The sequence below is a fragment of the Helicobacter pylori genome (assembly GCF_017594925.1).
Classification (GTDB): domain Bacteria; phylum Campylobacterota; class Campylobacteria; order Campylobacterales; family Helicobacteraceae; genus Helicobacter; species Helicobacter pylori_DP.
In genome coordinates this window covers 1-10,479 of sequence record NZ_JAALNT010000028.1, presented here as the reverse complement: position 1 = coordinate 10,479, position 10,479 = coordinate 1, and the positions used below count along the sequence as shown (strand labels likewise).

Below are 10,479 nucleotides of genomic sequence, written 5' to 3'. Positions count from 1 at the left end.
TAATAAAATGATTTCCATTTTTTTCCTTTATGAGTATTTTTTCATTTGTTCTTTAAGGTCTTGTTTTTGCCTGCTCTCTCGCTCTTTTTTGGCTTGATAAAGACGCATTTGTTCTTCTTTTTGCTTGTCTTGTAAGATCATTTTCCTCTCATGGTTTTTTTTAAGCCGTTCTATGTATTCTTCTCGTTTTTCTGGGTCTTGGAAACTCACAGGGCGGATGAAAAAAACAAACAAAATCAACACAAAAATCCCTATAGCGACAATTTCAGAGCCTTCGCCATTGAAAGCATACCAAAGCCCTCCCATCAAAGAAGCGAGAGCGAGTTTTAAAAAAGCGTTCATCTTAAATGAAAGTAACCTTATGATAATGCGCATCAAGCCCTAGAGCTTGCGTGTTTTTTTCCCCCATAGCCATTAGCGCGATTTGAGGTAAAAATAAAGTGGGGGTGTTGTCATTATCTCTTTTATAAATTTTTGAAGCCTTTAAGCTTAAATTTTCAAAAGCGTGAAAAAGCCCTAAAGAATGCACGATTAAAAAATCCGCCCCCAAATCAATCCCTAAATAGCGTAAATGCGCGCACTGGAGTAAGCCGCTTGCTTCATTGACTTCTAAAAGGGGGGCGTAATTTTGAAAAGACTCTAAAAAATTAGGGCTTTTTAAGTGGATTTTATGGAAAAAATGATCGCTTCGTTTAACGCGAGAAAATTCAGCCCCTAAAAACGCATCAAAAGGGCTTTTCAATTCCCATGCCAAAAATTCATTAACCCATTCATTAAGATAGACAACTTCAACGCCTTTTTCATAAACAAGCTGGTATTTTTTCAATTTTTCATTGACGGAGTTGATGATTTCAGGGTTGTTGTCTAAAACTTCTTTAGCATGCAAGATATTCAAATACGCGTCTTCTTCGCAAAAAATGAGCGAAACGCCATTGGCTTTAGCTAGAGCCAGATTATACGCAGAGGCCGTGAGAAAATCATGCGTGCTTATAATCTTCCCATAATAGCCCCCATCATAACAAAAAGGCAGATCAATGATTTTTTGCCCCATTTTTTCTAAATAGAGCTTAGCGCTTTTTAGGAGCGATTGTGCGTCTAAATGTTTCGCATAAGCGTTAAAGAGAGCGCAAGTTTTAGGGGGGTTAGGCGTTTTAGGGGGGTTAGAATTGTATTGAAAAAGGCTTAAAAGGTTTTTAGAAAAATCCTTCCATGGCTTGATTTTGGAATTGGTTAGGATTTCTTGCAATTCATAGATTTCATGGTCAATGTTGTCATCGTTTTTATAGAGATAATGCACTACGCTTAAAAAATTCATCACGCCGCTTTCAGGCTGAGAGATCATCTCTAATAACCGGTTGCGCTCTGTGGGGTAGCGTTTCATCAGCCATTTAACATACAAGAAAAAGCCATCGCCCAAATATTTAGGGTTGGTTTGGGGGTTGATGAAATTGATTTGGATAAACTTTTCTAATTCTTCTTTTTCGCCTTTAGTGATGTAGGGGACTTGTTTGAAAAAATCTTCATAGTTTTTTAAAACCGCCTTTTCATCAATCATTAAATCTTTTAAAGCGTATCGTTTGGATAGGGGATCTAGCACCCATTCTTTAGAAAAAAACGCCACCAAATCGCTCACTTTAGCGTCTTCAAACACCGCAATTTGGTTGATTTTAAGCGCGATATTTTCACTATAGCTCACGCCTTTGAGTTGTTTTAAAAGATCCAAAAGGTATTGATCTTCTTGGTATTCTAAAAAATAAGACTCATAAGCAGGGTTATAGTCCTTGTTGGTTTCAAAACGAAAGACTTTTACATGCAATTTCAAAACGCTCATCAATGATTCCTTTAGCTTTTGTGCAGATTTTCTAAAATCGCACGGTTTTTGGAATTGGAAAAAAGGGCCTCTTTAGAATCCAGCCATTCTTTAGACTCTCGCTCGTCTTTTTTTGGCTCTTGTGTGATTGGCTCTTCTTTTTGAAACAATTCAAGCGAATCGCAACGATTGAATAAAACGGCATTTTCATTTTTTTCTTTGATAAGGATTTGAATGATGCCAGGAAGTTTTACTTGAACCACGCTGCCAATATTGTTAGGGCCAAACCCGGCTTCAAACTGCACGCTTTGCGCGTCAATCATCAAGCTTTCTAAGGTGTATCCGGCTAAAACAAACAGCACTAACGCGCCGAATTTTTCATGGATTTCTTTAGGGAGCTTGGGGGAAAAATCAATCGCATCTCTTTCGCACAAAAGGTTAAAACTCAAATGGTTTTTGGACAGAAATTGCAAGTATTCAATACAATGCTTGTTGTTTAAAAGCCTTAATTCTCTTTGCATGCGAGCAACCTTTCAAATTCTTCTAACAAATGACGCACCTCTTGCATGCCAATTTCCCAGAATTCTTTGTTATCAATGTCAAAGCCAAACATGGACACTAATTCTTTAGGGCTTTTTGACCCTCCTAAGCTCAAAAATTCCGTGTAAGTTTTAACAAATTCTTTAGCGTCGCTTTTTTTATAAAGCCCATAAAGCGCTAAAGTCAAAAGCTGCCCGTAACTATAAGCGTAGCAATAAAAAGGCGAATGGATAAAATGGGGGATATAGCTCCACCACAAATGGTAGTTTTTAGTGAGTTTCACGCTCTTGTCAAACATTCTTTGGTTTTCTTCAAACCAGATTCGATCAAAATCTTTGGTGTCTAATTCTTCATCCATTTCGTGGATTCTTCTTTCAAAATTCGTCATCACCACTTGCCTAAAAAGGGTAGAAAAAATATCCTCTAGTTTGCCTGCTAGCATGAAAAGGAGTTCATCAGATTTTAAACCTTTTTTTAAATGCTCAAAAAACAGCATTTCAGAAAAGACAGAAGCGGTTTCTGCGGTGGTTAAGGGCGTATCCATGTTCAATACGCCTTGTTTTTTGGACAATTCTTGGTGGATCATATGCCCAAATTCATGAGCGATAGTGAAAGCGTCTCGGCGGTTTCCTGTGTAGTTTAATAACACATAAGGGTGAGCGCTAGGCACCCCGCCATGGCTAAAAGCCCCACCTTGCTTAAAATCTTTAGGGTGTGAATCCACCCAACCCTCTTTGATTGCTTTAGAAGCGATTTTATGAAATTCAGGGCTAAAGGCTTTAAGGGTTTTAAGCACTTCTTCTAAAGCTTGAGAGTAAGTCATGGTGATGCTCTCATCGTTTAAAGGGGCGTAGCGGTCGTAATCTTTGAGTTTATGCCCTAAAATTTGCGCTTTTTGATGGTAGTAACGATGCACTAAAGAAAAATTAGCGTTCACAATCTCTATCATGCTATCCACGCTCTCTTGGGAGATCTGGTTGTCAATGTGGCGGAAACTCTCTTTTTTGTCGTATTTTCTTAGCCTAGTTTCAATGAGCAAATCTTTACGCACCATGTTTAAAATGTAAGTGAGTAAAGGGCGGGATTTTTCTAACGATTTGCTGAAAGCTTTTTGAGATTTTTTACGGATCTTGCGTTTGGGGTTGTGCAAGAGGGCTAAAATTTCTTCTTCGCTTAAATTTTGCTCTTCAAAAGGGATTTTCAAAGAAGAAAAATGTTCATCAAAAAGACGGCTAAACGCGCCCACTCCCACAGGCGAAAGGGCTAGGGCGATCTTTTCTTCATCTAAATTTAAGGTGTGCTTTTTCTTTTCTATGAGATTGTTTAGATAAAAAGCATGGTCTTTGCATTTTTTAATGAAAGCGAGTTGTTTTTTGGCGTCTAAATTCTTAAATTCAATTTCAAAGAATAAAAGGTGTTGTTGGATATTTGCACAAGCCATTTCGCATTGCGAATAAAACTTCGCTTCTTTGGTGTTCTTAGCAAAAAGCAATTGAGCGTAAGCCATCGCTCTAGAGATTTTTTCTGACAAATTTTCGTAATGTTTAAGAGCGTTGGCAAATTTTGTAGCGTCTAAATTCTTAAGGTTATTTTGATAAGCGCTCTCAAATTCTTGCGCTTCTGTTTGTAAGGTTTTTAAAAATTCTTCTGCGTTTTCTTTATTTTCAAATAAAGCGCTTAAATCCCATTCTTGCTCTTTCATGAAATCCCCTTTTTATATTGATTTGGAGTTAAAATATGCATGTATTTTAACATAACACTGACAACACAAGCAAACTTATCATTTGGTTTTTGCGCCATTATTTTTTAGCCGGCTCATTTTCTTGGCTCTTTTGGTGCAAAATAAATTGAGCGATAGATTCTAGGTATTTTAAAATAAAAGGGGTTGCTAACATAGAAAAGACCACCATAAGAATAAGGAGCTGGTGGATGTCATTTTGAGCAATATTTAAGATATTTTTTTGGTATAAAAAACCAAGAATCCCTTTTTTTTCTTGCAAATTAAAGAGCTGGTGCGAGCCTGAATTTAAAAAGATAACAAAAGAAAATTCCCCGATTTGCGCTAAAGAAAGAGCGGTTTTTATGGCAGTTTTAGCGTCTCTAAAAAAACGCAAGAGCGCATAAATGATAGCCGTCTTAAAACCCATCACTAAAATGAGTAAAAAGATGACAACAAAGAACTTCTCCATAAAGAAACTCACATTAATTTGCATCCCTATCGTAATGAAAAAAAGGGCTAAAAAGAGGTTTTTTAATTGCGCGAATTCTTCTTGGACATTGATTTTATAGCGCGATTTAGAAATCGCCATGCCCACAATGAACGCTCCTAATGACATAGAAAACCCAAAAAAATGGCTCAACCCTGCTGCGCTGCAAACAATCACTAAAATCGTGCCTATAAAGATTTCAGGCAGGCGCGTGTCTTTTGCTTGCTCTAAGATGAGATTAGCCCCTTTTTTTCCAGGCAATAACAAAAGAACTAAAATAATCCCTGCTGAAATAAAGGTTTTAAGAATGAGTAAATTAACATTAGAATCTTTACTGCCTAGAATCGTCAAAATCAAAAGCATGGGAATGGCTGCAATATCTTGGAAAATCAAAATCCCCACCGCGCTCTTTCCCATGGGCGTGCTAAGCTGTTTGGAATCTTCAAAGAATTTCAGCACAATAGCGGTTGAAGAGAGCGAAAGCCCCATGCCTAAAACAAGGGAAAAAATGGGTGAAAGACCTAAAACAAAATACCCCACTAAAAAAGCGATTAAAGCGCACAAAATGACTTGTAAAAGCCCAAAAACCAGCACTTCTTGTTTGATGGATTTGAGCTTGTCAAAATTAAACTCAATGCCTATCATAAACATTAAAAAGACGATGCCAAATTCACCAATATCAGACAACAAATTAAAATCATTAATTTTAAAAAAAGCCGCTAAGACCGTTCCTGTGCAAATGTAGCCAATGATAACCGGCATGTCTAATTTCTTTAAAAAGATTCCAAAGCCTACAGCAAGCCATAAGCCAGCAATAACAATATAAAGTGTGCTGTTTTCCATAAAAACCTTTCCCCAGTAGAATCGATTTGTTTTAAAGAAATAAAAGCGAAACCATCCTATTAAATTGAGCCATTAAATAACACTATTAAATAAAATAATATCTATCAAAAATATATAAGTAATTTATTATTTAAATCTTACTAAACCCAGTATTCAAACGCAAACACCAAACGCTCTATTGAGTAAAATAAAAATTAAAACGCTAGGATTATACTGCGTTAAGGCAAACTTTCTATTTATGAAAAAGATTTTTGAACCCCAACCTTTTAAGAGTTGGCTAGGGTTTGATTTGATGAGAAAGAGCGAATGAAAGAATAAATTAAAAAGTAAAGACATAATCCACATACCAAGAATAGTAGCGGATAAGCCCTACATCTTTGCTGCCCTGATTAACCATAGGGAATTTCACGCCTGCTTCAAACGCGCTGCGATCCCCAATACGCATTCTTCCGCCTAAATTCCATAAGAACTGGAATCTGGTTTGATTGACATCATAAGGGAACATCCAAGTGTTTCCGGCTAATTGAACGCCACCAATAAGACCTAGAGCGAATTTATCCAAAGGAATGAGATTGACAATCAAATCGCCACCGCCACCATAGGTAAGCAAATTGGTTTTGGTGTGTTCAGTCCCTGAAGTGTTAAACCAATCTAAAAAGCCATACACCCTAGCCCCAAACCATTTATTGGCAAAGCCTACAAAACCTAATTTGAAATTCAAACCATAAAGATCATTGCCATGGCGCCAATCAGAGTAATTGCTGTTATAAGGACCATAGCGACCTTGCTGATAACCCGCACCCATGAAAAACCCATTCACTTCGCCAGCTAGCGCTAAGCTCGCGCTCAAGCTTAAAATACAAGCAATTCTTTTAATCATAATAAATCCTTCTTGTTGAATTAAAGTTACACCCTAAAATCGGTTATTTTTCTAAAAGATTTAATTTTTTATCAAAGATGAGGGTTTTAGAGTGAAAATATTGATTAAATCATGGATAAGTGGGATACACCTACAAAACCACCTCAAATTTTTAAAATACAAATTTTTAAGATACAAATAGGTATAATCAATAACTTCAATCATTTAATCAAAGGGAGTTCTATGAAAAATACTTTCAAAGCGTTTGCCTTTTTAATCGTATTTTTTTCAAGCGCTCTGTTGGCACAGGATTTAAAAATCGCTGCTGCTGCTAATCTCACGCACGCTTTAAAAGCCCTTGTTAAAGAATTTCAAAAAGAACACCCCAAAGATGCTGTTAAGATTAGCTTTAATTCTTCAGGCAAACTCTACGCTCAAATCGCTCAAAACGCTCCTTTTGATTTATTCATTTCAGCAGATATTACTAGACCTAAAAAGCTTTATGATGAAAAAATAACCCCCTTTAAAGAAAAAGTCTATGCTAAAGGCGTGTTGGTTTTATGGAGTGAAAATCTAAAAATGGATTCTTTAGAAATTCTTAAAGATCCTAAAATCAAGCGTATCGCTATGGCTAATCCTAAACTAGCCCCTTATGGAAAAGCCAGTATGGAAGTCTTAGAGAATTTAAAACTCGCTTCTAGTCTTAAATCTAAAATCGTTTATGGCGCTTCTATTTCTCAAGCCCATCAATTTGTCGCTACTAAAAACGCTCAAATAGGCTTTGGAGCGTTATCCTTGATGGATAAAAAAGATAAAAACCTCTCTTATTTCATCATTGATAAAGCCCTTTATAACCCTATTGAACAAGCTTTGATCATCACTAAAAATGGGGCTAATAACCCTTTAGCCAAAGTCTTTAAAGATTTTTTATTCAGCCCTAAAGCTAGAGCTATTTTTAAAGAACACGGCTATATTGTGGATTAAAACGCATAAAAAAGGCGAGCAATGGATCATGAGTTTTTGATTACCATGCGTTTGAGCTTTTCTTTAGCTTTGATTACCACCCTTATTTTACTCCCTATAGGGATTTTTTTAGGCTATTTTTTAAGCCTTAAACGCAATCTTTTAACGAGCTTAACAGAAACGCTTGTGTATATGCCTTTAGTTTTACCCCCAAGCGTGCTAGGGTTTTATCTTCTTTTAATCTTTTCGCCTTCTTCTTTTTTGGGAGCGTTTTTACAAGATGTATTAAATGTGAAACTTGTTTTTAGTTTTCAAGGGCTTATTTTAGGGAGCGTGATTTTTTCCTTGCCCTTTATGGTAAGCCCTATTAAAAGCGCGTTAATTTCCTTGCCCGCTTCTTTAAAAGAAGCCAGTTATAGTTTGGGTAAGGGGGAATACTACACCCTTTTTTTGTCCTACTCCCTAACATCAAACCCAGTTTATTGATGGCTATCATTACAACTTTTACGCACACTATAGGCGAATTTGGCGTGGTGATGATGCTTGGGGGTGATATATTAGGGGAAACAAGAGTGGCTAGCATTGCGATTTTTAACGAAGCTGAAGTGCTCAATTATTCTAAAGCCCACCAATACGCCTTAACGCTCACGATTATCAGTTTTAGCCTCTTGTTTGTTACCCTATTTTTGAATAAAAAACAAAGCTCGTTTTTATGATAAAAGCGCGGTTTAAAAAACACCTTTTAGGATCTAGGGGCGCGTTTGATTTGAATATAGACTTAGAAATTAAAGAAGCAGAAGTTGTGGCTTTATTAGGAGAATCGGGAGCGGGTAAAAGCACGATTTTACGCATTTTAGCGGGGCTTGAAGCGGTGAGTAGCGGCTATATTGAAGTCAATCGTTCAGTGTGGCTAGACACTCAAAAAAAGATTTTTTTAAAACCACAACAACGAAAAATCGGCTTTGTGTTTCAAGATTACGCCCTATTCCCTCATTTAAATGTGTATCAAAACATCGCCTTTGCTCACCCTAAAGATAAAAATAAAATCCACGAAGTGTTACGCTTAATGCGTTTAGAAAATCTAAGCCAGCAAAAAATTTCTCAACTCTCTGGCGGACAAGCCCAACGAGTCGCTTTAGCAAGAGCTTTGATCGCAGCCAAGAATTTATTGCTTTTAGATGAGCCTTTAAACGCTCTAGATAACGCCTTAAAAAACGAAGTGCAACAAGGTTTGCTTGATTTTATCAAGCGTGAAAATTTAAGCGTGTTATTGGTGAGTCATAACCCAAACGAAATAACCAAACTCGCGCGAACTTTCCTCTTTTTAAACAATGGCGTTATCAATCCTAATCAAGAAAATCGGCTTTTTTCAAACCGCTTGTTGATAAAACCTCTCTTTGAAGATGAAAATTATTGCCATTATGAGGTCATTCCTCAAACGATTAGTTTGCCCAAAGATTGTCTGAATCCAACTTTTAAGCTTGATTTCAATCAAGGCAAAAAATTTTAGAAATATTTTTTCATTTTTTTCTTAAAACCCTCTTATTTTCAAAAAATGCAAACTTTATGTGCCCATTTTCGTATTAGGAATAACGCTGAAGTTTTAGGGTCTTGCTCTTATTATAACCGCTAAAATCAAACTTTTTTATTATCAGCGTTCCATGAAAACAGAGCCAATTTTTTAGTTTTTCAAAAACTTTTCTATTCTTTTGACGCTCTCTGTTTTGCCTAAAATAAAAAGCGCTTCTTTAAGGCCTATCCCGCCCCCCTTACCCAAAAGGGCTAATCTTAAAGGCTGCATAAAACTACCCGCTTTAATCTTTTCTTCTTCAATGATTTTATGCATGGCGTTTTCTAGTGCGCTTTCATCGTTGAAATTGACCTTATTTAATTCCAGCTTAAACTTTTCTAACAAGGGCATGACGAGCGCTTGATTGAGTTTTTTAAAAACCTTTTCTTCATATTCTATAGGAGCGGTTAAAACCTCATCTATTTTAAGGGCTAATTCTTTTAGGGTTTGAGATCTTTCTTTGAGAGCGTCCAACAAGCGATCCAATTGAGCGGGGTTTAAATGAGAAAGATCGCTAAAACTAAAAGGCTTTAAAAGTTCTAACAACTTTTGTGCGCTTTGGTTTTTTAAATAATGAGCGTTGAGCCAATTAAGCTTGTGCCAACTGAAGCAACTGGGCGAAGAATTTAAATCTTTAGGGTCAAACCATTCTAGTAATTCTTGCATGCTAAAAACCTCTTTATCGTGATAGCTCCACCCCAAACGCGCTAAAAAATTCACTAACGCTTCCTTAAGATAGCCCATTTCTTGATAGTCCATCACATTAGTGGCCCCATGGCGTTTGCTTAATTTTTGCCCTTCTTCATTCAAAATCATCGGCACATGGAAAAAATTAGGGATTTTAAAATTTAAAGCCTTATAGAGAACGATTTGTTTAGGGGTGTTAGAAAGGTGATCATCGCCTCTAATCACATCAGTAATCCCCATTAAAGCGTCATCAATGGTAACCACAAAATTATAAGTAGGCGTCCCATCGCTCCTGGCGATAATAAAATCGTCTATTTCGTTAGTGTTCACTTTCACTTCGCCCTTAACCCCATCATTAAAAACAATGATCTCATTTTGGGGGACTTTAATCCTTACCACAGGCTCTATGCCTTTAGGGGGCGTGCCTTTAAAATCACGATAACGATTGTCATAGCGTGGGGTTTCTTTCCTGGCCTTTTGCTCTTCTCTCAAAGCGTCCAATTCATCTTTGCTCATATAACAATAATAGGCTTTGTCTTCGTCTAAGAGTTTTTGAATGTATTCTTTATAAATCTCAAAGCGTTTGGATTGGTAGAGGATTTCTCCATCGTGTTCTAGCCCCACCCATTTGAAAGCTTCTACAATGGCGTTAGCCGCTTCTATGGAGTTACGGCTCAAATCCGTGTCTTCAATGCGTAAAAAAAACTTTCCTTGATTGGCTCGTGCAAAAAGATAATTGAAAATGGCTGTCCTTAAGCCTCCTATGTGGAGGTAGCCAGTGGGCGATGGAGCGAAGCGCGTAACGATCAAACTCATTATTCTAACCTTAATAATAAAATGTTCTTATTGTATTCAAAAATGGCTTAAAAATTGTTTCACTTTTTTCTATTAAAATTAGTGTATCATTGAGATTATTTTTAATTAGGATCACCCATGCAATTTCAAAAAACCTTATTTTCTTTATCTTTGCCTTTATCTTTATTTTTATCTTTTTGTATCG

10 protein-coding genes and 3 pseudogenes are annotated in these 10,479 nt (G+C 36.7%); 4 read left to right on the top strand and 9 right to left on the bottom strand.

Features of this window, described 5'->3' with window-relative positions:
- Positions 1–27: 27 nt before the first annotated feature.
- The 8 genes and pseudogenes from G6069_RS07635 to G6069_RS08160 form a co-directional block, all read right to left on the bottom strand.
- A complete protein-coding gene (locus G6069_RS07635) occupies positions 28–342 on the bottom strand; it encodes a hypothetical protein (protein ID WP_001861281.1) in 315 nt (104 codons plus the stop codon).
- A 1-nt stretch (position 343) separates the two neighbouring features.
- On the bottom strand, positions 344–1,831 hold the full coding sequence (locus tag G6069_RS07630; RefSeq protein ID WP_197293899.1) for a DUF5644 domain-containing protein: 1,488 nt from the start codon (positions 1,829–1,831) through the stop codon (positions 344–346).
- Between the two features lie 11 nt (positions 1,832–1,842).
- Positions 1,843–2,331 (bottom strand): hypothetical protein, encoded by a 489-nt coding sequence (locus G6069_RS07625; RefSeq protein ID WP_001188564.1) that lies wholly within the window; start codon positions 2,329–2,331, stop codon positions 1,843–1,845.
- Positions 2,316–4,052, bottom strand: coding sequence for a M3 family oligoendopeptidase (locus G6069_RS07620; RefSeq protein WP_197293898.1), 1,737 nt, complete (start codon positions 4,050–4,052; stop codon positions 2,316–2,318). The genes G6069_RS07625 and G6069_RS07620 overlap by 16 nt, the downstream gene beginning before the upstream one ends.
- Positions 4,053–4,149: 97 nt before the next feature.
- Positions 4,150–5,400 (bottom strand): cation:proton antiporter domain-containing protein, encoded by a 1,251-nt coding sequence (locus tag G6069_RS07615; RefSeq protein ID WP_197293897.1) that lies wholly within the window; start codon positions 5,398–5,400, stop codon positions 4,150–4,152.
- 153 nt (positions 5,401–5,553) lie between these two features.
- On the bottom strand, positions 5,554–5,736 hold the full coding sequence (locus G6069_RS08035; RefSeq protein ID WP_078302907.1) for a hypothetical protein: 183 nt from the start codon (positions 5,734–5,736) through the stop codon (positions 5,554–5,556).
- Positions 5,720–6,280: an outer membrane beta-barrel protein gene (locus G6069_RS07610; RefSeq protein WP_000595773.1), complete on the bottom strand. Its 561-nt coding sequence runs from the start codon at positions 6,278–6,280 to the stop codon at positions 5,720–5,722. The genes G6069_RS08035 and G6069_RS07610 overlap by 17 nt, the downstream gene beginning before the upstream one ends.
- Before the next feature lie 43 nt (positions 6,281–6,323).
- Positions 6,324–6,484: pseudogene (locus tag G6069_RS08160) on the bottom strand (orotate phosphoribosyltransferase).
- An 18-nt stretch (positions 6,485–6,502) separates the two neighbouring features.
- Between G6069_RS08160 and modA the strand changes: the two are divergent.
- The 4 genes and pseudogenes from modA to G6069_RS07590 all read left to right on the top strand — a co-directional run.
- The gene (modA, locus tag G6069_RS07605; RefSeq protein WP_197293896.1) at positions 6,503–7,243 is read left to right on the top strand and encodes a molybdate ABC transporter substrate-binding protein; all 741 of its coding nucleotides are present in this window, start codon (positions 6,503–6,505) and stop codon (positions 7,241–7,243) included.
- A gap of 21 nt (positions 7,244–7,264) precedes the next feature.
- Positions 7,265–7,938: pseudogene (gene modB, locus G6069_RS07600) on the top strand (molybdate ABC transporter permease subunit).
- Positions 7,935–8,732, top strand: a complete 798-nt coding sequence (locus G6069_RS07595) for an ATP-binding cassette domain-containing protein (RefSeq protein ID WP_197293895.1) — start codon at positions 7,935–7,937, stop codon at positions 8,730–8,732. Before modB ends, G6069_RS07595 begins: the two are co-directional and overlap by 4 nt.
- Positions 8,733–8,759: 27 nt before the next feature.
- A pseudogene (locus G6069_RS07590) lies at positions 8,760–8,852 on the top strand (metalloprotease); the annotation flags it as partial.
- 51 nt (positions 8,853–8,903) lie between these two features.
- On the opposite strand, the gene gltX reads toward G6069_RS07590, so the two are convergent.
- Positions 8,904–10,295, bottom strand: a complete 1,392-nt coding sequence (gene gltX / locus G6069_RS07585; RefSeq protein ID WP_197293894.1) for a glutamate--tRNA ligase — start codon at positions 10,293–10,295, stop codon at positions 8,904–8,906.
- Positions 10,296–10,479 lie beyond the last annotated feature (184 nt).

What these genes read in the sequence shown, in the direction of transcription:
- G6069_RS07635 (WP_001861281.1), bottom strand. Translation starts at nt 342, where the DNA reads ATGAACGCTTTTTTAAAACTCGCTCTCGCTTCTTTGATGGGAGGGCTT.
- G6069_RS07630 (WP_197293899.1), bottom strand. Translation starts at nt 1,831, where the DNA reads ATGAGCGTTTTGAAATTGCATGTAAAAGTCTTTCGTTTTGAAACCAAC.
- G6069_RS07625 (WP_001188564.1), bottom strand. Translation starts at nt 2,331, where the DNA reads ATGCAAAGAGAATTAAGGCTTTTAAACAACAAGCATTGTATTGAATAC.
- G6069_RS07620 (WP_197293898.1), bottom strand. Translation starts at nt 4,052, where the DNA reads ATGAAAGAGCAAGAATGGGATTTAAGCGCTTTATTTGAAAATAAAGAA.
- G6069_RS07615 (WP_197293897.1), bottom strand. Translation starts at nt 5,400, where the DNA reads ATGGAAAACAGCACACTTTATATTGTTATTGCTGGCTTATGGCTTGCT.
- G6069_RS08035 (WP_078302907.1), bottom strand. Translation starts at nt 5,736, where the DNA reads ATGTCTTTACTTTTTAATTTATTCTTTCATTCGCTCTTTCTCATCAAA.
- G6069_RS07610 (WP_000595773.1), bottom strand. Translation starts at nt 6,280, where the DNA reads ATGATTAAAAGAATTGCTTGTATTTTAAGCTTGAGCGCGAGCTTAGCG.
- modA (WP_197293896.1), top strand. Translation starts at nt 6,503, where the DNA reads ATGAAAAATACTTTCAAAGCGTTTGCCTTTTTAATCGTATTTTTTTCA.
- G6069_RS07595 (WP_197293895.1), top strand. Translation starts at nt 7,935, where the DNA reads ATGATAAAAGCGCGGTTTAAAAAACACCTTTTAGGATCTAGGGGCGCG.
- gltX (WP_197293894.1), bottom strand. Translation starts at nt 10,295, where the DNA reads ATGAGTTTGATCGTTACGCGCTTCGCTCCATCGCCCACTGGCTACCTC.